The organism is Streptomyces griseoaurantiacus (assembly GCF_036189845.1).
In the GTDB taxonomy this organism is placed as follows: Bacteria; Actinomycetota; Actinomycetes; order Streptomycetales; family Streptomycetaceae; genus Streptomyces; species Streptomyces griseoaurantiacus.
The window spans coordinates 7,369,444-7,390,780 of record NZ_CP108326.1 but is presented as its reverse complement, the minus strand read 5'-3'; the positions used below and the strand labels follow the sequence as shown (position 1 = coordinate 7,390,780).

Genomic DNA, 21,337 nt, shown 5'->3' with positions numbered 1-21,337 from the left:
ACAACGCCCCTCCCCCGTGGTGGTACCAGCTGTTACCATCGGGGCATGGCGAAGACGCAGAAGGGCTGGCGGGTCGACGACGAGATCGCGGAACTGGCCACGGCCCGGGCCAAGGACCGCGGCATGAGCGTCGGCGACTACATCGCCGCGCTCGTACGGGAGGACGCCGACGGATTGCGGCAGCGCGGTCTGGAGGCGGCGCGGCGGTTCCTCGACGAGCACCAGGCGGTGTTCGACGAGGCCGAGGACGCCGACCGCCGCGCCCGGGGAGCGCACGCCGCGTAATGGACCTGCACATCGACGTCCCCTGGATCCTGCAGGTCGCCGAGGTCGCGGGCGCGGCGGACCCCGCCCCCGAGGACTACGGGGTGCCCGTCGCCGCGGTCGCCTGCCACCGGGCGGAACTGCTGGACACCCCCGTCTACGACGGCCCCTACGCCCGTGCCGCCGCGCTGGTGCACCTCCTCGGACGCTGCCGCTGGCTGGAACGCTCCAACCTGGCCGTGGCGGCCGCGACCGGGGTGATGTACCTGGAGGCCTCGGGGATCACGGTCAAACCCGCGCGCGAGGACGCGCTCGCCCTGCGCGACCTGCTGCGCGATCCGGCGTGCACCGCCTCCCGGATCGCCGCGCTGCTGCGCGGCTGGCCCCGGGTGGGCTGAGGGCCGGGCCGGGCGCCGACGGCGGCCGGGAGGCCGGGCGTCGTGCGGGCGGTCAGAAGGTCAGGACGATCCGTCGGCGCAGGCCGCCGGCCTCGAGCAGGCGGTGGGCCCGCGCCGCCTCCTCGGCGGGGAGCGCGTCCGCCTCGCGCAGCACGAGCCCGCCGTCCTCGACGGCCTCGCGGAGCGCGTCGAGTTTCTCCGGGGAGCGGTACTCGTCGGGGACCCAGGCGGCCTCGTGACGGATGCCGCGCTCGGGCTCTCCCCTCCAACGGCGCAGTGAGACGAACATGCCGCCGTCGCGCAGTGCCGGCACGACCTTCTCGTGCAGCAGCGCGGTGTCGGCCACCGCGTCGACACCGTCGCCGAGGACGGCGCGGATCCGGGCCGCGAGGTCGTCGCCGCGCTCGAGGACGTGGTCGGCGCCGAGCGAGCGGAGCAGCGGGAAGTCCTTCGGCGCCGCGTCCGCGATCACGGTCAGTCCCCGGCGCCTGGCGAGCTGGACGAGGAGACTGCCGACCACCCCGGCCCCGCCGGTGACCACGAGGCGCTCCCCGGGACTCAGGGACATGAGTTCCAGGATCTGGAGGGCGGTGAGGCCGTTCATCGGCAGCGTCGCCGCCTGTTCGAGCGAGGTGCCCGCGGGGACGCGCGCGAGGGAGTCGTCCGGAGCGAGGAGGTACTCGGCGTAGGCCCCTCCGTGCCCGGACATCGGCACGGCCATGGTCATCACCTCCTCGCCGATCCGCCAGGTGCTGCCCGCTCCGACCTCGTCGATCACCCCCGCCGCCTCGGCGCCCGGGATGTAGGGCGGGCGCGAGGTGCCGACCCCGAGCAGGCCGGTCCGGCTCGCCACGTCGGTCGGGTTGACGGCGGCCGCCCGGACACGTATCCGGACCTCCCCGGCGCCCGGGTGCGGGTCCGGAAGGTCGTGCACACCGAGCACCTCCGGCCCTCCGAACTCGGTGAACCCCACTGCTCTCATCGTTCTTTCCTTCCAGAACTCGGCACCGAGGGCTCGGGCGGGCGCGTGGGCGCCGGCCGGTCCACGGAACCGCTGAACCAACAACAACGTTGGCGGCGGACGAGCCGCCACCCTACACCCGTCGCCAACGTTGGTGTCGGTACGCTGCCCCCATGGTTCGCGACAGCGCAGAGACTCAGCGGCGTCTGCGGGAGGCCGCAGCCGCGGAATTCGCCGAGCGCGGCCCCGACGGCACCACGATGACCCGGATCGCCCGGAGGGCCGGCGTCAACAAGGAGCGTCTGTACGCGTACTTCGGGGACAAGGACGATCTTTTCGCCACCGTCGTCACCGAGGCACTGGAGCGGCTCTCGGCCGCGGCCGCGCCGGACGGGATCGACTTCGGCGACCTGGGCGAGGTCGCGGGCCGCACCTTCGACTACTACGCCGCGCACCCGGAACTGGCGCGCCTGCTGCTCTGGGAGGGGCTGCGGGCCGACCGTTCCACCGACCTGCGGGCCCGGGCGGAGCACTATCGCCGGAAGGTGGCGGCGACCCGGCGGGCCCAGGAGCGGCAGGCGATCGACCCCGGGGTCGACCCCGGGTACCTGATGTTCGCCGTCATCGGCCTGGTGACGAGCTGGTACAGCCTCCCGCAGGTGGCCGAGATGCTGACCGGCGAGGCGACCGTCGCACCGGCGGAACTGGCTCGCCGACGGGCGTTCGTGGTGGCGACCGCCCGGCGCATCGCCGCGCCGGACTGACCGGCGGCCCGGTGCGGGCCGTCCGGCGGGCCCGTCGCCCGGTCAGGCGGCCGGCCGCGTGAGGTAGTCGCCGTGCGTCAGGTCCTCGAGCAGGGTGGGACGCCGGGGGGACCAGCCGAGCAGTGTCCGGGTGCGGGCGCTGGAGGCGGGGCCGTCGAAGGCGTAGACGCGGGCCATGAACGGGTTCGCGAAGTGGGCCGCGGCCTCCTCGGGGGCGACCGAGGCGGCGGGCACGCCGAGGCCCCGGCCGATCGTCTCGGCGACCGTGCGCAGGGTGACGCCGCTCTCGTCCACCCCGTGCAGCACGCTGCCCGCGGGTGCCTTCTCCAGGGCCAGGCGGAACAGGACCGCCGCGTCCTCGCGGTGCACCGCGGGCCACCGGTTGGCGCCCTCCCCGACGTAGGCCGAGACGCCGGTCCGCCGTGCGGTGGCGATGAGCATGGGGACGAAGCCGTGGTCCCGGGGGCCGTGCACGGTGGGGGCGAGGCGGACCACGCTCGCGCGCACTCCGCGGGCGGCGAGGTCCAGGCAGGCCCGCTCCCCCACGAGGCGGAAGCCGGCGAGGCCGGCCGTGTCCGGTTCGTCCCGCTCGCCGCTCACCCGGCCCTCGCGCAGGACCAGCGTGCCTGAGGTGACGACGAGCGGTTTGCCCGAGTGCTCCAGCGGTCCGCCGAGCGCCTCGATCGCGGCCCGGTCGCGCCGCTTCATGTCGTCGAGGTCGGAGAAGTCGCCCCCGTAGGCCATGTGCAGGACGCCGTCGGCCGCCTCGGCGCCCCTGCGGAGGCTGTCGAGGTCGTCCAGGGAGCCGCGGTGCGGGGTGGCGCCGAGCGCCTCCAGCCGGGCGGCGGCGGCGTCCGAGCGCGCCAGGGCGGTGACGGTGTGACCGCCCGCGAGAAGCTCGGTGACGACGGCGGGACCGGTCTGGCCGGAACCGCCGGTGACGAACACATGCATGGGGAACTCCAGGACACGTCAGTGACTGGCGCTTCTTAGCGCCATTCACTGACATTACGTAGTGCCAGTGAATGGCGTCAAGTAACGCCAGTCACTGGCCCGCATGTATGCTCGACGGGTGCCACGCAGCGGAGCAGAAGCGCGTCGCCGCCTCCAGCAGGCGGCCCTCGAGCTGTACCGGGAACGCGGATACGACCGGACCACGGCGGCCGAGATCGCCGCTCGCGCCGGCGTGAACGAGCGGACGTTCTTCCGGCACTTCCCGGACAAGCGGGAGGTGCTCTTCGACGGCGAGGCCGACCTGCGGGACGCGCTGGTGCGGGCCGTGGAGGAGGCGCCCGGCGACCTGGCGCCGCTCGACATGCTGCTGCGCGCCTTCCGGACGGCCGGACGGATCCTCGAGGAGAACCGCCCCTTCACCGAGCCGCGGCTGGCCATCATCGCCGTGACACCGGCGCTTCGCGAACGCGACATGGCCAAGGCGGCGTCGCTCGTCGAGGCGCTGACGGAGGCCCTGCGGCGGCGGGGTGTCCCCGGTCGGCTGGCGGGCCTCGCCGCGCAGACCGGCTGGGGCACCTTCCATCACGCCGCCCAGGCCTGGATCGACGACCCCTCGCAGGACCTGGAGACACATCTCCAGCGGGCCTTCGCCGACCTGCGGGCCCTGTCCGGTGCCGCCCCGTCGGCACAGGACGGGGCCCGGACGCAGCCCTAGGCTGGCCCGCGCAGCACGGTGGTGAGCATGCGCCGTTGATGGCAGCCCTTGAGGGGGGGACTGTCGGGCGTTCCTCGAGTGCGGCGCCCGTGTGGGTGGAATGGTCCTACCGAAAACGGTGAGGCACAGCGCTTGCAGCGCGCGGCGGAGGGCCAGCACTCAAGATGCTGCGTACCCGGTCGGGTGACGCTGCCCGAACGCGAGACCTTTGGCGGGCACCGGCGCGTCGTGCCGGGTATGAAGCCGATCGACGAGGCGCAGCTGGCGGAGCGGGGACTCCCGGTCGTGGAGGTCGCCGCCGCCGATGACGAGACTGCGTTCACGGTCCAGGAACTGCTCGCCACACGGTGGGCGACCGCCCCGGCGGACCGCAGGACCGCACTACCTACGAGCCGGGTGAGCCGGGTGTCCGGCTGCGCTGCCTCCTGGACCTGCGGCAGCACTCCGGACACGAGACTGATGGCCGGCTTCCCAGCAGTTACTGGTCAACTGCGCGGTCCTTGTCCAGCTCGAACTCGACCTGCTGGCCTGGATGCCCATGCTCGCCCTGGCCTGAAGGCCCCGCTCTGGTAGCCCCGCCGGCTTCGACTCCGCCTCTTCTCCGCGGTTGCCCAACTCTTCACGACTGGCCGGCGTCGCATCCTCCGCATCGCCCGCCACTGGCCGTGGACCGGCGAAATCACCACAGTTCTCGCACGGGCTCGCTCTTCTGCCGAAGCCCGGAGGACCAGCGACTTCACGCCCCTACGAGGAGCACCATCCCTACCGGAGCAGTGGAGCCCGGCGCCCACTCGAGGCGGCACACGGACTGTCGGCTTGCCCGGCATCAGCCACCGAAAACTAAACGGTCCGCCGACGGAGTCGGCGGACCGTCAAGAAAGATCGAGGCTAAGGGCTGTCCCGCAATCCCCGGCGGGCGTGCGACGACAGCTACGGCAACTCGCCGCGTTGTCGGAACGTCCGCATACATCCAGTATGCGGACGCCCCTCCGCCTTGCGATGCACCGCATCTGACGCCGCACGCTGATCCAGCAGGCATTACGGGACAGCCCTTAGCGACACGGGCGGCGCTGGAGGTAGCAAACCGAGCCGCAAGCTAACGGTTGTCAGCGTCGTACGCATCCCTGTGCTGTTCCACTTCGGCGAGGTGATCGGCCGTCCATGCAAGAAGGGTCAAGAATGGCTTATCGAGAGTGCGCCCGAGCGGTGTGATGCGGTACTCCACGGCAATGGGACGTTGCTCCAGCACCTGACGTTCGACGAGGCCGTTGCGTTCCAGGCGACGCAGCGCCTGCGTCAAAGACTTCTGCGTGATCCCGTCAATTTCTCGCTTGAGTTCGTTGAAGCGTCGCGGTTGCTGGCACAGCGACGTCAGTAGCAGCTGACCCCATTTATCGAGGATCTGATCCAGGAGTTCACGCTGCGGACCAACGATGGTGCCCGGGGCGGCCTGGTCTCCAGGGGTACCAGGTTTCGTTGAAGTACCTGCCATGCACCAGGTATACCAGAAATACCACCCCGATCAAAGGAAAACCATGCCTGAGCAGCCCCTGACCACCCTCCACCTGAAGCGCCAGGGCGGCGTGCTGTGGGTCTCGATCGATGTCCCGCCCGTCAACCTCATGACGGCCCAACTCCTCCTCGATTTGGACGCCGTTGCCGCATCGGCCGAGAACGATCCCGACCTGCACGTCATCGTCGTCCAGAGCGCCAACCCGGAGTTCTTCATGGCGCACGGCGACCTGACATTCGTCGAGAACCCTGAGACGTACGCTGCCCTGCCGATCGCGGAGGAGACGCTCGTCGGAACCGGCCCGATGATGCGGCTCCACGAACGCTGGCGGCGTCTGCCCCAGACCACCATCGCGAAGGTCGCAGGACTTGCCCGTGGCGGCGGCCCCGAGATGATCTCCAGCCTGGACCTCCGCTTCGCAGCGCTCGAAACCGCCGCATTCGGCCAGTTCGAGACCCTTACGGGTATCGTCCCCGGCGCTGGCGCAACTGCTCACCTGCCCCGTCTCGTGGGTCGCGCTCGCGCCCTCGAGATCGTGCTCACAGGCGGCCTCGTCGACGCCGCGACCGCCGAGCGTTGGGGATGGGTGAACCGGGCCTTGCCCGCCGCGGAGCTGGACGCTTATGTCAACTGGGTCGCACTGACCATCGCCAACCTGCCCGAAGGTGTCCGCGTCGCAGCTACCAAGGCGATCGACGCTGCCGACGGCCCACTCGAGGATGCACTGCGCGCGGAGGACCGCTACCTCGGGGAAACATTCACCCCTGCCTCCGGGGAACTCGCTAAGGCAGCACTTGCGGCTGGCGCTCACACGCGCGAGGTCGAACTCAACCTCGAAGAGGTCCTGCGGGCAAACCTCGCCCGAAATTCCTGAAATTCCGCTCTGCGGTGAATGGTTCGAAGAAGTCGATGCCTTTCGAGTGCGACGCATTGTGGGCCATTCAGCCGCTCGGCGTACCGGATGCAGCGGGAGGCACGACCTGGGCATGCTTCGGGCTCTGCTTCGACATTAAGTTATTGGGCGCGCCCCGGCCTCGACTCACGTCTTGAGGAGAACATCAATGACCGATTACCGTCTCGACGATCAGCTCGCGCAGGCGCTGGCGCAACTCCCTCCGGAGTTTTTGAGCATGCCCGATCCTCCCGCGAACGATGTGCGGGCACTACGCGATCGAATCAATTACCAGTACACCGAAATGGGCAGGCTCGCGCCGCCCGTCCCGGCCGGTGTCGATCGAGAGGACGTCTCCATCCCCGTCGGCGGTGACGTCTCGCTCGAGGCCCGTTGGTACAGCAAGGGTGGCGCCCGTCCCGGCTCCGCCGTCGTCTACGCTCACGGAGGCGGTCAGGTGGCCGGCACCCTCGATCACTACGATCGCAGGATGCGTGTCTACGTGGCCGAGACGTCCGTCCCCATCTTGTCGGTCGGCTACCGCGTGGCTCCCGAGGGAAAAGGCCAGCAGCTCAGCGAGGACGTTTTCGCTGGGGTGATGTGGCTGCTTGAGGAAGCAGACCGGCTGGCGGTGGACCCTACGCGCATCGCCGTGATGGGTGACAGCGGGGGCGGAGGGCTCGCGGCGTCGGCCGCCGTCCTGGCGAGGGACCGTGGAATCACGATCGCCCAGCAGATACTGCTGTACCCCATGCTCGACGATAGGACCACGGTCGCCAGCTCGGCCCTCGACCCCTTCCTCGCATGGACCGCTGGCATGAACGCGACCTCCTGGAACGCCCGCGCCGATGGTCCGGCCTCGGAGACGACCTCTCCCGCGCGATTGAGCGATGCCCGTGGTCTGGCGGCCGCCTACATCGAGGTGGGCGATCTCGATCTCCTGCGGAACGAGAGCCTCGCTTACGCGCAGAAACTGGCGGCCGCCGACGTCCCGCTCGAGCTCCACGTTCATCCCGGGACGCCACATGCCTACGAATGGCTGGATGAGAACGCGGCTGTAACTCAGCGCGCCCTGGCGGACCGCTACCGCGTCCTTCGCTCCCTTTGACGCTGATCGGGGATGTGATCGACGGGGAGAATTAGGTTCTGTCCGGCGGATCACTGGCGGAGCCGGAGCCGGATCGCTGCGGCGGTGATGGTGCCGTGGAAGACGTAGGCCCGTTTGTCGTAACGGGTGGCGACCGCGCGGGAGTTCTTGAGCCGGATGATGGTCCGCTCGACCTCGTTGCGCCGGCGGTAGCGGTCGCGGTCGGAGCCGGCGGGCCTGCCGTCGGCTCTGCCCCTGCGTTGGCGGTTGGCCCGCTGATCCTTCGGTTCCGGGATCGTGTGCCGGATGTGACGTCTGCGCAGGTAGCGGCGGTTGCGGCGAGAGCTGTATGCCTTGCCGCCGCTGATGTGCTCGGGCCGTGTCCGGGGGCGTCCGCCAAAGGGCCGGAGGACCCGGATGCGGTCCAGGACCTCGATCATCTGTGGGGCATCGCCCCACTGGCCCGGCGTGAGCAGGAGGGCCATGGGACGGCAGCCACCTTCGCCCGCGAGGTGGATCTTGCAAGTCAGGCCGCCCGGGATCGTCCGAGTCCCTCGTCGGGCCGGTGGTGCCGGGGCGTCGTCCTTTTTTCGGGACCCGCGGCTTGGCCTTGCGGGCACCGGCCGCTTGCTGATGGGCCCGGCACGACGTCGAGTCGACCCCGGCCATCGACCAGTCGATCCACCCGCCAGGTCGGCATCGGCCTGAACCGCGTGCGGGATCCGGTCCCAGGTGCCGTCCGCCGACCAGCGGCGATGTCGCTCATAGACGGTCTTCCACGAGCCGTAGCGTTCCGGCAGGTCACGCCACGGAACACCGGTCCGGATCCGGAAAAGGATCCCATTGATCACGGTGCGGTGGTCGTTCCACCGGCCGTCCTGGCCACCCAGAGGTGGCAGATGCGGCTCCAGTAACGACCACTCGCGATTCGTCAGATCCCCCCGACCCATGACCGAACCAACGAGTGACCAGCCAGTCACATGATCCGCCGGACAGAACCTAGTGACCTGAGTCAGAGATTCGTCGTTAGTCGGGCATGAGTCGTCCGGGGCCGAAGATTCCGCCGTTGTCGGTCACTGATGCCCAGCGGGCTGTGCTGGAAGGCTGGTTACGGCGCCGGACGACGGCCCAGGCGTTGGCTCAGAGGTCGCGGATCGTGCTGGAGTGCGCCGAGGGGCACTCGATCATGGAGGTGTCGCGCCGGCTGCGGATCGCTCCGGACACGGTCCGCACCTGGCGGCGCCGGTTCATCGAGCGCGGCCTGGACGGCTTGTGCGACGACCCCAGGCCCGGCGTCCCGAGGAAGATCACCGACGCCGACGTCGAACGGGTGATCATCAAGACGCTGGAGGAGAAGCCGAAGAACGCCACCCACTGGTCGACCAGGTCGATGGCCGCGGCCACCGGCATGTCGCAGTCGGCGATCTCGCGGATCTGGCGGGCGTTCGCCCTGGCGCCGCATCGGTCGCAGACGTTCAAGCTGTCGACCGATCCGTTGTTCATCGACAAGGTCCGCGACGTCGTCGGTCTCTATCTCGATCCGCCGGAGAAGGCGCTCGTTCTCTGCCTGGACGAGAAGTCGCAGATCCAGGCCCTGGACCGCTCCCAGCCGGTCCTGCCGATGATGCCTGGTGTTCCGGAGCGCCGCAGCCACGACTATGTCCGGGCCGGCACCACGACCCTGTTCGCCGCCCTCGAAGTCGCCACCGGCAAGGTCATCGGCTCCCTCCACCGCCGCCACCGGGCGGCGGAGTTCAGGAAGTTCCTGGCCAAGCTCGAGAGGGAAGTCCCGGATGACCTGCAGATTCACCTGATCCTGGACAACTACGCGACCCACAAGACACCCGACATCAAGAAGTGGCTGCTGGCTCACCCGCGGTTCCATCTGCACTTCACGCCGACCAGCGCGTCCTGGCTGAACCTGGTCGAGCGGTGGTTCGCCGAGCTGACCCAGAAGAAGCTCAGCGCGGCGTCCACCGCTCGGTCCAGGCCCTCGAACGCGACATCCGGGCCTGGCTCGCCGACTGGAACGAGCACCCAAGACCGTTCGTCTGGACGAAGACCGCCGACGAGATCCTCGACAAAGTCGCCGCATACTGCCGACGAATCTCTGACTCAGATCACTAGTAGTGCTTCGTTAGGTTCTGGGCTGTCTGTGGCGGTTTCGTGGGCTGGGCAGGGGGCGTCCGCAGGTGGCGCATGCACCGGTCCAGCACCTGAGCAGGTCCTGGAGAAGGTCGAGGACCTGGTAGAGGGTCAGGCCGGTGTATGGGCTTTCGGGGCGAGCCCCCTGAGGGTGAGGAATGCCTTGGCGGCGGTGACGAGGGTGACGTGGTGGTGCCAGCCGCGCCAGGTGCGGCCCTCGAAGTGGTCCAGGCCCAGGCCGTGCTTGAGCTCGCGGTAGTCGTGTTCGATCCGCCACCGCATCTTCGCCCACCGCACCAGGTCGGCGACCGGGGTGGCGGCGGGCAGGTTCGATGTCCAGTAACCGGTCGGCGCATCCTGGTCCTCGGGCCATTCGGCCAGGAGCGTCTGGGTGGGCAGGACTCCGTCCCAACGGTTGCGGCCGCCGCCCGCCTCCTGAGCTGCGGCCAGGGACTGCTTGCCCGCAGGCCGGACGGTCAGGACCGCGAACCGTGAGGTCATTGCGCCTTTGCTGCCCTGGCGCCAGGTCACCTCGGTGAACCGGCCGGCACCGGCCTCGGCCGTGAGGGCGCGGACGGCTCGTGGTGGGGTGCGGTAGCGGGGCAGCGTCGGCGGACCGAGCCCGCCGTAAGCGGGCCGGTGCGGCCGGGCATTCTCCCGGTGGGCGACTTCCTTCCCGGTCAACGCCAGGACATAGGCCAGCCCTCGCTCCTCGAGGCCGAGCCGGAAGGGCGTGCTGACGCCGTAGCCGGCATCGGCGACCACGAGAGACCCTGGTTGCCCACACCCAGGTTGGCGATCATGGTTCCCACCTCTTCCGGTTCCACCAGGAAGGTGAGGCCGATGTCCTCCGCGAGGGGCACCGCGAGCATCGGCTTCCCGGGGCGCTCAGGGTGACGGCGTCGGCGATCAGGAGGACGTCGGAGACGTCCTCGCCGTCGCCGAAGCGGAGCTGCGCCATCACCTGCTCGGGGGTGGCTCCCGCGAAGGCCGGGTCGTCCACGAATCGGAGGTAGGGACCGAAGTCATCGATGACATCGCTGTGCGGGGGCCTGCGCACCGGCTCGACCAGGGCGGCCCAGGCCGCGTCGTCGCCGAAGTCGGTGCGCACCAGGAGATCCGTGTCCTGGAGCAGCGCGGGCAGTTCGCGGGCCGGCCTGGTGTACCGGGGCGGAGCGTCCCGCTTCTCCAGCTCGGCGCCCACGGGCCCGTACCGCTCCTCGTCCACCTCGTCCCCCTCGTCCACGGACTCCCGGTCCAGGTCGAGGGGCCCCCACGTGGCGAAGTCGTCGAAGGTGAAGCCGAGGTGGAGGCGGTGCAGCACCAGGTAGGTCATGGCCGCGTGCCGCGGTGTGATCCAGAAGGTGTCCCCGCCCCGGAAGGCGGGCAGCGGGCGTATGTCCGGATGCCGTTCGGTCCGTTCGTCGGTGAGGACGACCAGGTCCGGCACCCACACCCCGGGCCGGTCCGGGGCGGCCTCCTCGGCGGTGGCGCCGCGCCATGCGGGGTCGTGCGCCACGAGAAGGCGGCGGGGAACCGCCGTACCCCTGCCGGCATCGGCCGCGGGCCCCGGGGAGGGGTCCTGTACGCCGGGCAGTTCGCCCATGCGCCACAGGACGTCCTCCCAGGCGTCCTCGTCGTCGCCGGTGTCGAGCAACAGCATGCCGTGGACACGGTCCGTGTCTGCGGTGGCGGAGGGCAGGGGAGGTCGCGTGAGGTGACACCTCGTCGAAGGGGTGGCGGTGAAGTGGGTCGCGCGGTGACCAACTCCTACCAGCGGCCTCCGACAACGGGCCTCAGGTCAGTCGGCGGTCGAAGCAGACGGCGAGGGGGTGGCCCTTGTAGGGGCCGTAGCCGTCGGTGCGGCGATAGCCCTCGCGGTCGTAGAAGCGGATCGCGTCGGGCTGCTCGACGCCGGTCGACAACTGGACGGTCTCCACCCCTCGTCGGCGTGCGTGCTCCTCCAGCGCGCGCAGGATGCCCGTGGCCACGCCCGTGCCGCGGGCGTCCGGGGACACGTACATGCGCTTGATCTCACCGGTGCCGTCGGGCAGCAGGCGGAGGGCGCCGCAGCCGGTGGCCCCGCCGGCGGCGTCACGGGCGATCAGGAACACGTCGACGTTCTCCGCCGTCGGTTTGTCGGTCTCCTGGTCCGGGATGCCGTAGCGGGCGGCGAGTTCCTTCTCCATGTCGTTGCGGAGGCGGTCGCCGTCGGCGCTGTCCCAGGGCTCCGGCGAGACGGTGAATGTCACGGCACTCCAGTCGGGGTGTACGGGCGGCCCGGTGCGGCCGGCCGTGGCGGGTGGTGTCCGATGATCCAATCAGCGGCGGTGATCACCTCGGTAATGCCGATGCGGCAGCGGTGGTCATGCCTCAGCGGCATGCCCCGGCCCAGTGCTCGCGTGCGTGGGCGAGGAACTCCTCGGCCAACGGGTGCGCGCCGTGCGCCGGCACCGCGACGTCGAGGCTGCTCCCGGAGAGGCCCTCGACCGGCCGGACGCGGAGCCCGGGGAGCACGGGGGGCAGTGTCGAGCCGTGGGCGAAGGCGACGGCCCGGCCGAGGACGACGGCGGCCAGTACATCGGTCGCGTTCCGTACGAGGGGGCCGTGCCGGCGCGGGCGCGGGTCGGTGTCCGCGCCGGTCCAGTGGTCCGCCTCCTCGGGTGTCATGCCTGCCCAGTGGGTGACCGGTTCCTCCCGCAGGTCGAGGAGCGTCAGCCGCTCGCGGCCGGCGAGGGGGTGGCCGGCGGGGAGCAGCACCATGCGGGGTTCGTGGGCGAGCCGGTGGACGTCCAGCCCTTCCCGGTCGTGGCTGTCCCGCAGGAACGAGACGTGCACCGCGCCCCTGCGCAACTCCTCGGCCTCGGAGAGCCATTCGCGCGGCACGACCTCGACGCGTACGCCCTGACGGCCGGCCTCGAAGGACCGGCTCGCCGCCGTCACGGCCGGGATGTCGCAGACCGGGGCGGTCACGGTGAGGGTCTCCGCGGTGGAGGCCGTGCCGCGGACGCGGTCCAGGGCCGCCCGGGAGCGGTCCACCAGGGCGTACGCCTCGGTGAGCAACGCCGCTCCGGCGGGGGTCAGTTCGGTGGTGCGGGAGCCGCGTACGAAAAGGGGGACGCCGACCGTGCGCTCCAGCGTCCTGACCGCCCGCGAGAGCGCCGGCTGGGTCATCGTCAGCCGCTGTGCCGCCCGCGTGATGCTGCCGGTCTCCGCCACGGCGATGAGATACCTGAGGTGTCGCAGTTCGAGATCGGGCACGTCAGTGACGATAGGCGATCCGTTCCGCCCGCGCGGGGGTGGGCGGCGAGGTGCCTCGCGGGGTGCGTGGCGGCGGTCGCGCTCCCCGGCTCACCCGATGCGGTATCCCTCCCACAGGGGCCCGCCGGCGGTGTCCAGTGCCCTCGTCACCGCGGCCTCGAAGGGCTTGGTGTTGCCGTCGGCCGCCTCCCTGACGGCCTCGTGGAGCGCGTGGTGGAGGCCGGGGTCGGCGGCGGCCAGGCGTCGGGAGAGCCACTTGCCGCCGCCGAGCCAGTGTCCGCCGGCCAGGAGCACGAGTTCCGCGGCGCGTTGGAGGAGGTGCGAGACGAGGTAGACCCGCTCGGCGGGGTCCGTGCAGCCGCGCAGGTCCTCGAGGAGGTCGGTCACGATGTACCGCAGGTAGTCGCGTTCGGCGTCCGAGAGCGGGGGCGGGCCCGCGGCCCAGCGTCTGCGCGCCTCTTCCTGGAGCGAGGCGCCCAGGCCGTCCTCGTCGAACAGGAGGGTGCCCTCGGAGCACATCGCGAGCAGCGGCGAACTCCGCTTCGCGGTCTCCTTGTCGGCGAAGTCGCGCCAGACGGCCTCCGTCTGCAGGAACAGTTCCGTGGGCCAGCCGCGGTGGACGAGGTTCTCCCGGCCGGGGGCGGGCGGCCCGTCCATGAGGACCACGATGTCCAGGTCGGAGGTGGGCGTGCGGCGGTGGGTCAGCACGCTGCCGGCGAGGAAGGCCGTCCGGGCGGTGGGGAACCGTTCCCTCACCAGGGCGAGGGCGGTGGGCAGGGGTTCGTCCATCTCCGCAGCCTACGTTCCGGCACCACCCCCGCCGGACGGGGCCGACCGGGCCACCGGCCGCCGACGTGGCGGGCCCGGCCGGGTGCCGGGCGGGTCAGCGGGCCAGGGAGGCGGCGTCGCCCATGACGATCATCGGCTTGCGGGACGGGTCCAGGGCGCGCAGCAGTTCCTTCATGCGGTCCCGGGCGATGCTGACGCAGGCCTGGGTGGGCCCGTGATGGTCGACGTGGACCCAGATGCCACCGCCCTTCGAGGGGCCCTCGGGGCGGGTCCAGTCCAGCGGGGTGGTGCCGGGCTGCCGGTTGTAGTTGATCGCGACGACGTAGTCGAAGGAGCCGGCCAACGGTTCGCCCCGTGAGCCCGTGCCGGCGATCCGGAATCCGGTCCCTTGGTCGTAGGGCAGCCGGGTGCCCGGGTCGGGCAGCAGGCCGCCCGCGTCCGTGAGGGTGAACGCGCCCACGGGGGACCGCAGGTCGCCGATGCGATGATCGTCGGTCCAGCCCTTGAGCGCGTTGTGGGCGGGCCAGGATGCGCTCGTGGGCTCCCAGCCGTCGGGGGTGCGCCGGTAGAGGCGGGCGGTGGCGGTGTTGCCGTCGCGGTCCTTGCCGGTGACGAGGAGGACCTGGCCGGTGGAGTCGGGGATGCGGGCGAGCAGGGCCGGTCCCACGCCCGGCAGGACGCGCGCGGCGTGGACCTCCTTCTCCGTGATGCCGGGCCGGCCGGCGGTGGTCGTGGGTGTGGTGCGGCCGGCGGGCCGCTCCGCCCCGGCGCCGGTGTCCGAGGGGACGGAACAGCCGCACAGGAGGAGTACGGCGCCGACGGCGACCGCGGTGCCGTGGCGGACCGGGCGGGACGGGAAAGGGCGGCACTGGGGCATCACGAGGGGACCCTTCGAGGGCGAGGAGGTGCGGGGGTGTGGTGGTGGACCGGGGCGGTGGCGGTGCGTGGCGTCAGTCGTGGCGGGCGGATCCGATGAGCGCCTCGGCCTGGTCCAGGAGGTCGCCCCAGGCCTCGGCGGTGCCGTCGGGGGCGGTCTGGATGTCGAAGGCGTGCGCGGTGTCCCGGCGGGGGTCGACCGTGGGTGACGAACTCGGGCCGTGGCTGTTCGGGTTCGCCGGGGTCGCCGGGGGCTCGCCCAGGCAGATGCTCACCCGGAGGACGGAGCGGGCCTGATGCGGGGCAGGCAGGACGAGGGCGGCGTACTGCAGTTTTCCGCCCAGGCTCCGGCAGACGTCGCCGGGCCCGGGGTCCGGGGTGAGCCGGGTGCGGGGCGGCGGGGTCGACGTCACGCCGTCGAGGGTCTCGAAGGCGACGAGGGCGCCGCCCCGCACCAGCGCGGTCAGGGGCGCGCAGGTGAACGTGTCCACGGTGCCGGTGGTGTCGCCGCAGCCCGCGGGGACCCGGTCGGCGTCGAGCGGCTGCACGGCGGCGTAGACGACGGCGGTGTCGTCGCCGCGGGGCACGTCGAGGGCCCGCCACCCGGGCGGCAGCGTCAGGGTCAGACCGGAGGCGGTGGTGAACCGCCGGACGTTCGTGTCCGCTTGCCCCGGCGGAGACGCGGCCGGGAGCGCGGCGTCCGGCGGTGCTCCGGGCGAGCCGGTGGCCAGCCAGAACGCGAGGCCCGCCCCGGCCAGCGCGCCCGCCGCCGCGGCCCGCCTGCGGCGGCGGCGCCGGACGCGGCGCCGCACCTGGCGCATGCGGTCGGCGGGCGCCTCCAGGTGCGGGACCACCCGCTGCAGCAGCACCCGCAGTTCGGCGTCCTCGCCGGTGTCCGTCATGTCGTGGTCATGCATGCGACTGCCTCCCGTCCGCGGTACAGACCGGCGCCGCGCCCCCGGTGCCGGGCCCGTCGGTGTCCGGGTGCCGGTCGCCGAGGGCGGTGCGCAGGGTGCGGAGCGCCTTGACGCTCTGGCTCTTGACGGTGCCGGATCTGCAGCCCATGATCTGCGCGGTCTCCTCCACCGAGAGGTCCTCCAGGTAGCGCAGCACCAGTACGGCGCGCTGCCGCCGGGGCAGACTCCGCACGGCGGCGGCCAGGGTCTGCTCCAGGTCCACGGCGGCGAAGGCGTCGCCGGTCGAGGGCCGGTCGGGCAGTTCGCCGTGGGGCACCTCGCCCCGCCAGCGGCGCTGCCACCAGGAGGCGTGCGTGGTGACGAGTGTCTTGCGCACATACGCCTCGGGGTGCTCCTCGGCGATGCGGGGCCACTTGGGCCACACCTTCGCCAGCGCGGTCTGCAGCAGGTCCTCCGCCTGGTGCGGGTCCCCGGTCAGCAGCCATGCCATGCGCAGCAGGCGGGGTCCGCGGGCCTCGACGAACGCCTCGAAGTCCCGCGCGCTGCCGCTGTTGCCCATCGCGCCGGTCATGCCCCCGCCATCGTGCCCGTGCCGTTCGTATGTCGCTCACACCAGAGGAACGGGGTGGGGGCCGTGCGGGGTTGCCCCGTGTGCGGAAGAATTCTCGGGGGAGGTGGCGGTGGTGTCGGTCACCCGGCCCGTGCGGCGATGAGGCGCGCGCACCCCATCGCCTCCGTGCGCGTGGTGTCCACCTCCAGGTCGTAGGTCACGCCCCGGTGGACGAGGTCCGCCTGGGCCACGGCCATTCCGGCGGTCCGGTCGCCCCGGGCGATCTCGCGGCCCGCGGCCACCGCGGCCTCGCACCTGACGCCGACCCACAGCACCGGCAGGTCGCCCAGGGCACGCTGCCATCGTCGTTGCGAGTGGGCGCCGCCGAGGAAGACCTCGTCGACGACGATCCGGGCGCCCGCGCGGGCCATCGCGGCGACCCCCTCGATCCACGCCGCCTCCACCGCACGGAACTCGGGGCCGACGCTCACCCCGCCGTCGTCGGCGAACCCGATCCCGTCGCCGGCCTCCCGCAGTGACGGCGGCAGTGCGTCGACCAGTGTGTCCGTGCCGAGGGCCAGCCAGGGCCCGGGCAGCAGCGTCTGCAGACAGCGGACGATCCCGGACTTGCCTGAGCTGGAGCCACCGTTGAGGACGATCACCTGGGTCTTCACACCACCACCGTAGCCACCGGCGCGAGCCGGGCCCACGCCGGTGGCCGCGTTCTCACCGGTGCGCTGCCGATCGGTCGTTGCCCCGGAACGTGGCACGGTAGGCGGTCGGGGAGACACCGAGTTCGGCCTGCAGGTGCAGGCGCAGGGAGCCGGCGGTGCCGAAGCCGGCGTCGGCGGCGACCTCGTCGACGGAGAGGTCGGTGCGCTCCAGCAGGGCGCAGGCGCGCTCGACGCGCTGCCGGGTCAGCCACCGTCCCGGCGAGGTGCCGATCTCCTCGCGGAAGCGGCGGGTGAACGTGCGGGTGCTGGTGGCCTCCTGGGCCGCCAACTCCCGCAGGGTGACGGGCCGGTGGAGGTTGGCGAGTGCCCAGGCGCGGGCCCGGCTCGTGGAGGAGACCGCGGGTTCGGGCAGTGGCCGGCTGATGTACTGGGCCTGTCCCCCGTCGCGGTGCGGCGGGACGACGGTCGCGCGGGCCACCTCGTTGGCGACGGCGGCGCCGTGGTCGGCGCGGATCATGTGCAGGCAGAGGTCGATGCCGGCGGCGGCGCCCGCGGAGGTGAGCACGCCCTGGTCGTCGGTGTAGAGGACGCCGGGGTCGAAGTCGACGTCCGGGAAGCTCTCCCGGAAGAGCGCGGAGGAGCGCCAGTGGGTGGTCGCCCGCCGTCCGGCGAGCAGTCCGGCCCGGGCCAGGACGAAGGAGCCGGTGCAGATGGAGGCGACGCGTGCGCCGGGCCGGACCCGGGCGAGCGCGGCGGTCAGCGCCGGGTCGAGCGGGCCGGCCTCGGGTGCGCGGTCGTTCTCCGCGCCGGGCACGAAGACGGTGTCCGCCTCGGCCAGCGCCTCGGGGCCGCGGGGGACGGTGACGGTGAAGTCGGTGTCGGTGCGGATCTCGCCCGGCGCGAGGGCGCAGGTGAGGACCTCGTAGAGCGGAGTGCCGGTGTCGTCGCGGGCCTGGCCGAACAGCCGGTGCACCAGGCCGAGTTCGAACGGCAGCATCCGGTCGCGGACCAGGACGGCCACCCGGTGGCGGCCGTCGGCCGCGAAGACGGTCATGGCCCGATCTTCGCACATGTTGTCCATCGGGCCAGTCGTGGCGGCGAAGGTGCCGTTCGAGGATCGACGGCATGAACGTTCTCTGGGTCATGTCCCATCCCGATCCCCGCTCGCTGACCGCCTTCCTCGCCGCGGAGGGCCGGCGCGCGCTGAGTGCCGCCGGACACGAGGTGGAGGTCTCGGACCTCTACGCGATGGGCTGGAACCCCGTCGTCGACGCCGCGGACTACGCCCACGATCCCGCCGAGCGGTTCCTGGTCGCGGCCGCCGCGAAGAAGGCCCACGGCGCGGGTGCGCTGAGCGCCGACATCCGGGCCGAGCAGGAGAAGCTCGACCGGGCGGACGCGCTCGTCGTCCAGTTCCCCCTGTGGTGGTTCGGGATGCCCGCGATCCTCAAGGGCTGGTTCGACCGGGTCTTCGTCCAGGGCTACGCCTACGGTCTCAGCGCGCCGGACGGGCGGCCGCTCGGCTACGGGGAGGGGTTCCTCTCCGGCAGGCCGGCGCTGACCGTCGTGAGTACGGGCGGCCCCGCCCGCCTCTACGGCGGTCGGGGCATCCACGGCGACCTCGACGAGCTGCTGTTCCCGCTGCAGCACGGCACGCTCTACCACTCGGGGGCCACGGTGCTCCCGCCGCTGCTGGTCCCGGGCGCCGACCGGTACACGCCCGAGGACGCGGAGAGCGCCGCCAAGGAGCTGCGTGAGCGCCTGCTCACCCTGTGGACGACCGAGCCGGTCCCGTTCCGTCCGCAGGACGGCGGGGACTACGAGGCCGACCGGGTGCTGCGGCCGGAGGTCGCGCCGGGCCGCAGCGGTCTCGGTGTGCACCGCGCCTGAGGCCGGCCCGCTCCCCCGCCGTGCGCCGGTGGCACGGCGGGGCCCCGACCGGGGTCACTCCGCGTGCGGGTCGGAGGAGTTGAGCGCCTGGACGACCTGGTCGTAGTCGCCGCGGGACTCGCCGTGGCGCAGGAACTTCACCCGCTCCACCAGAATCTCCTTGGCCTCGGGCTCCGCCTCCAGCAGGGCGACGGTCTCGTTCACGTACGCCTCCAGCGGCATGGCGAGTTCGTTGGTCTCCTGCCCGGGCAGCAGGGCGGTGCGGACGGAGGGCGGAACGAGTTCGACGACCTTCACCGAGGTGTCCGCGAGCTGCAGCCGGAGGGACTCGCTGAGCATGTGGATGGCGGCTTTGGACGCGTTGTAGCTCGGCGTGACCCGGAGCGGCGCGAACGCCAGGCCGGAGGAGACGGTCATGATCGTGGCGTCCGGGCGGGTCCGCAGATGTTCGACGAACGCGGCGATCAGCCGGATCGGGCCGAGCACGTTCGTCGTCACCGTGGCCTCCGCGGTGGCGAGGAACGTCTCGGGCGCCGTCCAGTCCTCCACCTTCATGATCCCGGCCATGGTGACGAGGACGTTGAGGTCGGGGTGGTGCGCGAGCACCGTCCGGGCTGCGGCGGTGATGCTCTCGGGGTCCGTGGTGTCGATCCGCACGGTGTCGATGCCGGGGTGCTCCGCGGCGATCCGCTCCAGCACGTCGGCCCGGCGGCCGCCGAGGATGACGGTGTTGCCCCTCTCGTGCAGGGCGAGGGCGAGAGCGAGGCCGATGCCGCTGGTGGAGCCGGGGATGAAAACGGTGTTTCCGGAGATGTTCATGCTCCGACTGTCGCCCCCGGGCCGGCACCGGTGCAGAGTCCGTTCGTCGGGGGATCGGCGATCCCTGGCACAGCTCACCCGCACGGACGACAATCGGCCTCATGGACCGTGCAGAACTCGCCGACTTCCTCCGTCGCCGCCGTGAGGCGCTCCAGCCGGAGGACGTCGCGCTTCCCGTGGGGGTGCGCCGCCGCACCCGGGGTCTGCGGCGCGAGGAGGTCGCCTCGCTCGCCGTGATCTCGACGGACTACTACACGAGGCTGGAGCAGCGGCGGGGCCCGCAGCCCAGCGAGCAGACGCTGGCCTCCCTCGCCCGGGCCCTGCGGCTGACGAACGGCGAGCGCGACTACCTGTACCGGGTCGCGGGACACAACGCACCCGTCTCCCTCTCGGCCTCGGCGCATGTGGCGCCCGCGTTGCAGCGGGTCCTGGACCGGCTGGAGGACACCCCGGCGCTCGTCCTGTCCGACCTGGAGGAGACGCTCGTCCAGAACAGGATGGCCACCGCCCTCTTCGGTGACGCCTCCGGGCACACGGGTCCGGCGCGCAGCGCGATCCACCGCTGGTTCACCGATCCCGCGGAACGGCTGATCTACCCGGAGGCCGACCGGGACCGGCAGAGCCGCGCCCGGGTCGCCGGCCTGCGCGTGTCCTACGGGCTGCGCGGTCCCCGGTCCCGGGCGGGCGAGCTCGTGCGGCTCCTGCAGCGGACGAGCGCGGAGTTCGCCGAGCTGTGGGAGCGGCACGAGGTCGCCCGGCGCTTCGAGGACCACAAGACGCTGCTGCACCCGGAGCTCGGCGCACTCGAACTGCACTGCCAGGCACTGTTCACCGAGGACCAGTCGCAGACCCTCCTGGTGCTGACCGCCCCGCCGCACACCGAGAGCGAGGAGAAGCTGCGGCTCCTCGGTGTGCTGGGGCTGAACCGCTTCGCCGGGTCGGACCAGTAGGCGGGCCCGGCCCGGCGGGCGCGGGTCAGGCCCTCAGCGGGCCGCCGTCGATCGCCACGCGGCGCCCGTAGCGGGTCCGCGGATGGTAGTCGTAGACGGCGTGGTGCTGGACGCACCGGTTGTCCCAGAAGACCAGTGTCTCGGGTTCCCAGCGCACCCGGCAGGCGAGCATCGGGCGCTGTGCGACCACCTTGAACAGCAGGTCGAGCAGCGCCCGGCTCTCGTCGGCGGACAGTTGCGGGATGCGGTCGGTGTAGGCGGGGTTGACGTAGAGGAGGCGGCGGCCGGTCTCCGGATGCCGGACGACGAGCGGGTGCTCGGCCACGGGGACCACGTAGTCCGGGGGCATGGTGTAGCCCTTGAGGGACAGCCCGCCGTCGTGGATCGCGGTCAGTCCGTCCAGCATGGCGCGCAGGGTGGGCGAGAGCATGTCGTAGGCCAGGTGCATGTTGGCGAACAGGGTGTCGCCGCCCGCGTCGCCCTCGGGGGTGCGCAGGATGTGCAGCATGGAGCCGAGCGAGGGTTCGGCGTCGGCGGAACCGTCGGCGTGCCAGCCGTTGCCCGCCACGTTGTTCGCGCCGCTGTCGGTGCGGATCTCCAGGAGGTACGGGTCGCCCTCCGGCGGCGGCGGGTTGACCGGGCGCAGCTCCCCGAAGTGGGCGGCGAACCGCTTCTGGTCCTCGAATTCGATGTGCTGGCGGCGGAACACCAGCACGTGGTGGTGGAGGAACGCCTTGCGGATCTCGGTGAGTTGCTCCTCCGTCAGGTCCCGGCTCAGGTCGACGCCCTCGACCTCTGCGCCGATGACGGGGGTGAGCGGGGTGACGTCGAGGGTGCGGTACTTCAGGGGCGGCCGGGTGGTGATCCGCTTGAGGGCGTCGAGCTCGTAGTCTTCCATGGTGCTCCCTGTCGGGTCCG

23 protein-coding genes and 5 pseudogenes are annotated in these 21,337 nt (G+C 71.9%); 12 read left to right on the top strand and 16 right to left on the bottom strand.

Annotation, left to right across the window (positions count from 1 at the left end; translation table 11 throughout):
- Positions 1 to 45: 45 nt before the first annotated feature.
- Positions 46 to 285, top strand: coding sequence for a hypothetical protein (locus tag OHB09_RS32465; protein WP_006140297.1), 240 nt, complete (start codon positions 46 to 48; stop codon positions 283 to 285).
- Entirely contained in the window at positions 285 to 662 is a 378-nt protein-coding gene (locus OHB09_RS32460; protein WP_006140296.1) for a hypothetical protein, read from the top strand. The genes OHB09_RS32465 and OHB09_RS32460 overlap by 1 nt, the downstream gene beginning before the upstream one ends.
- A gap of 52 nt (positions 663 to 714) precedes the next feature.
- On the opposite strand, the gene OHB09_RS32455 is transcribed toward OHB09_RS32460, so the two are convergent.
- Entirely contained in the window at positions 715 to 1,644 is a 930-nt protein-coding gene (locus OHB09_RS32455) for an NADP-dependent oxidoreductase (protein ID WP_328922968.1), read from the bottom strand.
- Positions 1,645 to 1,796: 152 nt separating this feature from the next.
- Between OHB09_RS32455 and OHB09_RS32450 the strand changes: the two genes are divergently transcribed.
- A complete protein-coding gene (locus tag OHB09_RS32450) occupies positions 1,797 to 2,387 on the top strand; it encodes a TetR family transcriptional regulator (RefSeq protein ID WP_006140294.1) in 591 nt (196 codons plus the stop codon).
- A gap of 42 nt (positions 2,388 to 2,429) precedes the next feature.
- Here the strand turns inward: OHB09_RS32450 and OHB09_RS32445 are convergent, their stop codons facing one another.
- Positions 2,430 to 3,341, bottom strand: coding sequence for an SDR family oxidoreductase (locus OHB09_RS32445; RefSeq protein ID WP_234525481.1), 912 nt, complete (start codon positions 3,339 to 3,341; stop codon positions 2,430 to 2,432).
- A gap of 118 nt (positions 3,342 to 3,459) precedes the next feature.
- Between OHB09_RS32445 and OHB09_RS32440 the strand changes: the two genes are divergently transcribed.
- From OHB09_RS32440 to OHB09_RS32425, 4 genes and pseudogenes are all read left to right on the top strand, one after another.
- Positions 3,460 to 4,056, top strand: a complete 597-nt coding sequence (locus tag OHB09_RS32440; protein WP_319119597.1) for a TetR/AcrR family transcriptional regulator — start codon at positions 3,460 to 3,462, stop codon at positions 4,054 to 4,056.
- Between the two features lie 237 nt (positions 4,057 to 4,293).
- Positions 4,294 to 4,383, top strand: a pseudogene (locus OHB09_RS32435) (DUF6207 family protein); the annotation flags it as partial.
- Positions 4,384 to 4,403: 20 nt separating this feature from the next.
- Positions 4,404 to 4,478 (top strand): annotated as a pseudogene (locus tag OHB09_RS32430) (hypothetical protein); the annotation flags it as partial.
- A 77-nt stretch (positions 4,479 to 4,555) separates the two neighbouring features.
- Positions 4,556 to 4,780, top strand: a pseudogene (locus OHB09_RS32425) (transposase); the annotation flags it as partial.
- 372 nt (positions 4,781 to 5,152) lie between these two features.
- Here OHB09_RS32425 and OHB09_RS32420 read toward each other — a convergent pair.
- Entirely contained in the window at positions 5,153 to 5,548 is a 396-nt protein-coding gene (locus tag OHB09_RS32420) for a winged helix-turn-helix transcriptional regulator (RefSeq protein ID WP_078630905.1), read from the bottom strand.
- A gap of 43 nt (positions 5,549 to 5,591) precedes the next feature.
- Here OHB09_RS32420 and OHB09_RS32415 point away from each other — a divergent pair, with 43 nt between their 5' ends.
- Together OHB09_RS32415 and OHB09_RS32410 are read left to right on the top strand one after the other, a co-directional pair.
- A complete protein-coding gene (locus OHB09_RS32415; RefSeq protein WP_328922967.1) occupies positions 5,592 to 6,443 on the top strand; it encodes an enoyl-CoA hydratase/isomerase family protein in 852 nt (283 codons plus the stop codon).
- 187 nt (positions 6,444 to 6,630) lie between these two features.
- A complete protein-coding gene (locus OHB09_RS32410) occupies positions 6,631 to 7,569 on the top strand; it encodes an alpha/beta hydrolase fold domain-containing protein (protein ID WP_191853792.1) in 939 nt (312 codons plus the stop codon).
- Between the two features lie 50 nt (positions 7,570 to 7,619).
- On the opposite strand, the gene OHB09_RS32405 is transcribed toward OHB09_RS32410, so the two are convergent.
- Positions 7,620 to 8,498: an IS5 family transposase gene (locus tag OHB09_RS32405; RefSeq protein ID WP_252306920.1), complete on the bottom strand. Its 879-nt coding sequence runs from the start codon at positions 8,496 to 8,498 to the stop codon at positions 7,620 to 7,622.
- 86 nt (positions 8,499 to 8,584) lie between these two features.
- On the opposite strand from OHB09_RS32405, the pseudogene OHB09_RS32400 reads away from it, so the two are divergent.
- Positions 8,585 to 9,675: pseudogene (locus tag OHB09_RS32400) on the top strand (IS630 family transposase).
- A 129-nt stretch (positions 9,676 to 9,804) separates the two neighbouring features.
- On the opposite strand, the pseudogene OHB09_RS32395 reads toward OHB09_RS32400, so the two are convergent.
- From OHB09_RS32395 to OHB09_RS32350, 10 genes and pseudogenes are all read right to left on the bottom strand, one after another.
- Positions 9,805 to 10,494: pseudogene (locus OHB09_RS32395) on the bottom strand (IS701 family transposase); the annotation flags it as partial.
- Positions 10,493 to 11,029, bottom strand: coding sequence for a DUF6924 domain-containing protein (locus OHB09_RS33385; protein ID WP_450272589.1), 537 nt, complete (start codon positions 11,027 to 11,029; stop codon positions 10,493 to 10,495). The gene OHB09_RS33385 and the pseudogene OHB09_RS32395, both read right to left, overlap by 2 nt.
- Before the next feature lie 460 nt (positions 11,030 to 11,489).
- Entirely contained in the window at positions 11,490 to 11,945 is a 456-nt protein-coding gene (locus OHB09_RS32385) for a GNAT family N-acetyltransferase (RefSeq protein WP_006140286.1), read from the bottom strand.
- Positions 11,946 to 12,066: 121 nt separating this feature from the next.
- Positions 12,067 to 12,954 carry a LysR family transcriptional regulator gene (locus OHB09_RS32380; protein WP_234528803.1) on the bottom strand — a complete coding sequence of 296 codons (888 nt, stop codon included), beginning with the start codon at positions 12,952 to 12,954 and terminating at the stop codon, positions 12,067 to 12,069.
- Between the two features lie 90 nt (positions 12,955 to 13,044).
- Complete coding sequence (locus OHB09_RS32375) at positions 13,045 to 13,743, bottom strand: nucleotidyltransferase domain-containing protein (RefSeq protein WP_234528804.1); 699 nt, start codon at positions 13,741 to 13,743, stop codon at positions 13,045 to 13,047.
- Between the two features lie 94 nt (positions 13,744 to 13,837).
- Positions 13,838 to 14,620: a hypothetical protein gene (locus OHB09_RS32370; protein WP_328922965.1), complete on the bottom strand. Its 783-nt coding sequence runs from the start codon at positions 14,618 to 14,620 to the stop codon at positions 13,838 to 13,840.
- 73 nt (positions 14,621 to 14,693) lie between these two features.
- Positions 14,694 to 15,536, bottom strand: a complete 843-nt coding sequence (locus OHB09_RS32365) for a hypothetical protein (protein ID WP_328922964.1) — start codon at positions 15,534 to 15,536, stop codon at positions 14,694 to 14,696.
- Positions 15,529 to 16,107, bottom strand: coding sequence for a SigE family RNA polymerase sigma factor (locus OHB09_RS32360; RefSeq protein ID WP_328922963.1), 579 nt, complete (start codon positions 16,105 to 16,107; stop codon positions 15,529 to 15,531). Before OHB09_RS32360 ends, OHB09_RS32365 begins: the two co-directional genes overlap by 8 nt.
- Before the next feature lie 119 nt (positions 16,108 to 16,226).
- Positions 16,227 to 16,760, bottom strand: coding sequence for a chloramphenicol phosphotransferase CPT (gene cpt, locus OHB09_RS32355; protein ID WP_093595112.1), 534 nt, complete (start codon positions 16,758 to 16,760; stop codon positions 16,227 to 16,229).
- A gap of 52 nt (positions 16,761 to 16,812) precedes the next feature.
- A complete protein-coding gene (locus tag OHB09_RS32350) occupies positions 16,813 to 17,841 on the bottom strand; it encodes a GlxA family transcriptional regulator (RefSeq protein ID WP_328922962.1) in 1,029 nt (342 codons plus the stop codon).
- Positions 17,842 to 17,885: 44 nt separating this feature from the next.
- Between OHB09_RS32350 and OHB09_RS32345 the strand changes: the two genes are divergently transcribed.
- A complete protein-coding gene (locus OHB09_RS32345) occupies positions 17,886 to 18,650 on the top strand; it encodes an NAD(P)H-dependent oxidoreductase (protein WP_328922961.1) in 765 nt (254 codons plus the stop codon).
- 54 nt (positions 18,651 to 18,704) lie between these two features.
- Here the strand turns inward: OHB09_RS32345 and OHB09_RS32340 are convergent, their stop codons facing one another.
- The gene (locus OHB09_RS32340; RefSeq protein ID WP_093595106.1) at positions 18,705 to 19,469 is read right to left on the bottom strand and encodes an SDR family oxidoreductase; all 765 of its coding nucleotides are present in this window, start codon (positions 19,467 to 19,469) and stop codon (positions 18,705 to 18,707) included.
- Positions 19,470 to 19,570: 101 nt separating this feature from the next.
- Here OHB09_RS32340 and OHB09_RS32335 point away from each other — a divergent pair, with 101 nt between their 5' ends.
- Positions 19,571 to 20,419 (top strand): helix-turn-helix transcriptional regulator, encoded by an 849-nt coding sequence (locus OHB09_RS32335; protein ID WP_328922960.1) that lies wholly within the window; start codon positions 19,571 to 19,573, stop codon positions 20,417 to 20,419.
- A gap of 25 nt (positions 20,420 to 20,444) precedes the next feature.
- Here OHB09_RS32335 and OHB09_RS32330 read toward each other — a convergent pair whose 3' ends face one another.
- Entirely contained in the window at positions 20,445 to 21,317 is an 873-nt protein-coding gene (locus OHB09_RS32330) for a TauD/TfdA dioxygenase family protein (protein WP_006140275.1), read from the bottom strand.
- Positions 21,318 to 21,337 lie beyond the last annotated feature (20 nt).

Bases quoted from the DNA above. Each gene is read 5' to 3' on its own strand.
- OHB09_RS33385 (WP_450272589.1), bottom strand. From the start codon at position 11,029: ATGACCTACCTGGTGCTGCACCGCCTCCACCTCGGCTTCACCTTCGAC.
- OHB09_RS32360 (WP_328922963.1), bottom strand. From the start codon at position 16,107: ATGACCGGCGCGATGGGCAACAGCGGCAGCGCGCGGGACTTCGAGGCG.
- OHB09_RS32465 (WP_006140297.1), top strand. From the start codon at position 46: ATGGCGAAGACGCAGAAGGGCTGGCGGGTCGACGACGAGATCGCGGAA.
- OHB09_RS32350 (WP_328922962.1), bottom strand. From the start codon at position 17,841: ATGGACAACATGTGCGAAGATCGGGCCATGACCGTCTTCGCGGCCGAC.
- OHB09_RS32370 (WP_328922965.1), bottom strand. From the start codon at position 14,620: ATGCCCCAGTGCCGCCCTTTCCCGTCCCGCCCGGTCCGCCACGGCACC.
- OHB09_RS32450 (WP_006140294.1), top strand. From the start codon at position 1,797: ATGGTTCGCGACAGCGCAGAGACTCAGCGGCGTCTGCGGGAGGCCGCA.
- OHB09_RS32415 (WP_328922967.1), top strand. From the start codon at position 5,592: ATGCCTGAGCAGCCCCTGACCACCCTCCACCTGAAGCGCCAGGGCGGC.
- OHB09_RS32455 (WP_328922968.1), bottom strand. From the start codon at position 1,644: ATGAGAGCAGTGGGGTTCACCGAGTTCGGAGGGCCGGAGGTGCTCGGT.
- OHB09_RS32375 (WP_234528804.1), bottom strand. From the start codon at position 13,743: ATGGACGAACCCCTGCCCACCGCCCTCGCCCTGGTGAGGGAACGGTTC.
- OHB09_RS32445 (WP_234525481.1), bottom strand. From the start codon at position 3,341: ATGCATGTGTTCGTCACCGGCGGTTCCGGCCAGACCGGTCCCGCCGTC.
- OHB09_RS32335 (WP_328922960.1), top strand. From the start codon at position 19,571: ATGGACCGTGCAGAACTCGCCGACTTCCTCCGTCGCCGCCGTGAGGCG.
- OHB09_RS32460 (WP_006140296.1), top strand. From the start codon at position 285: ATGGACCTGCACATCGACGTCCCCTGGATCCTGCAGGTCGCCGAGGTC.
- OHB09_RS32345 (WP_328922961.1), top strand. From the start codon at position 17,886: ATGAACGTTCTCTGGGTCATGTCCCATCCCGATCCCCGCTCGCTGACC.
- OHB09_RS32410 (WP_191853792.1), top strand. From the start codon at position 6,631: ATGACCGATTACCGTCTCGACGATCAGCTCGCGCAGGCGCTGGCGCAA.
- OHB09_RS32340 (WP_093595106.1), bottom strand. From the start codon at position 19,469: ATGAACATCTCCGGAAACACCGTTTTCATCCCCGGCTCCACCAGCGGC.
- OHB09_RS32405 (WP_252306920.1), bottom strand. From the start codon at position 8,498: ATGGGTCGGGGGGATCTGACGAATCGCGAGTGGTCGTTACTGGAGCCG.
- OHB09_RS32365 (WP_328922964.1), bottom strand. From the start codon at position 15,536: ATGCATGACCACGACATGACGGACACCGGCGAGGACGCCGAACTGCGG.
- OHB09_RS32330 (WP_006140275.1), bottom strand. From the start codon at position 21,317: ATGGAAGACTACGAGCTCGACGCCCTCAAGCGGATCACCACCCGGCCG.
- OHB09_RS32420 (WP_078630905.1), bottom strand. From the start codon at position 5,548: ATGGCAGGTACTTCAACGAAACCTGGTACCCCTGGAGACCAGGCCGCC.